Below are 884 nucleotides of genomic sequence, written 5' to 3' on the forward strand. Positions count from 1 at the left end.
AAAATCATTGCTTCAGCCCAATATGGCTCAAGCAATAGACTACCTATTTATACAGGCAAGGATTCTCATGCTATAGTGCCTACGACTCAAACCCTCTACTTCTACTCCTATCTCTTAGAATTAGATTCTAATCTCACATTCTTTGAATCTAATCTCTATAGCACTATCAAAGCCCTTAATAGTATCGCAACATCTATCCATAGGATACTAAGGAATATTGAAATAGAAAAATATGAGGCAAGATTACGGAAATCTGGTGTAGCGGATTCACCAAATTTGTTTAATGATAATATAATTAGACTAATAGAAGCCAATAAAATAAACATACCAAACTATCTCTATGCCACCATAGATAAAACACTCTTTGAGGCTACGCTTAAGACAACAAAGAAAGATAAATTCTCTATCGATGAAAAGACATTAAGCAATATCATAGATGGTATCTTGTATCTCCAAGATAATAATATATTTCTCAAATTGCTCTCTAAAGACAATATACAACAAGCAAACAAAAATACAAACCTAGCAATTTTATTAGCCATACACGAAAATTTATTTTTTATAAGCATTGATAAAGAAAAAGAGACAATGCTTCTAAAAGATAAAGATACTATCATTCAGCTACTCAAGCACAATGCGACAAGGACACAGATATTTTGCTACAATTTAGAGCATATAGATGATAGGGTAATAAAAGGATATGTGAATGAAGCATTAAAATATTATCCACAATTTAAGGAAGCCCAATGAAAAATAAATTTAAGATTCATAATTTTAGAATCTTACAAAATGATAATGATATAATCATCAGTATAGAAAAATCAAATCTCACCATTGATATACAAGAGCTCCTCCCTATCATCAATAATTACACAAAGCAAGAT

At 30.5% G+C, this 884-nt stretch carries 1 pseudogene; it reads left to right on the forward strand.

The annotated features are described in order from the left end of the window. Positions 1 to 750, forward strand: a pseudogene (locus tag CQA53_RS11645) (hypothetical protein); the annotation flags it as partial. Positions 751 to 884: the final 134 nt, after the last annotated feature.

This window comes from Helicobacter didelphidarum, assembly GCF_003364195.1.
GTDB lineage: Bacteria > Campylobacterota > Campylobacteria > Campylobacterales > Helicobacteraceae > Helicobacter_A > Helicobacter_A didelphidarum.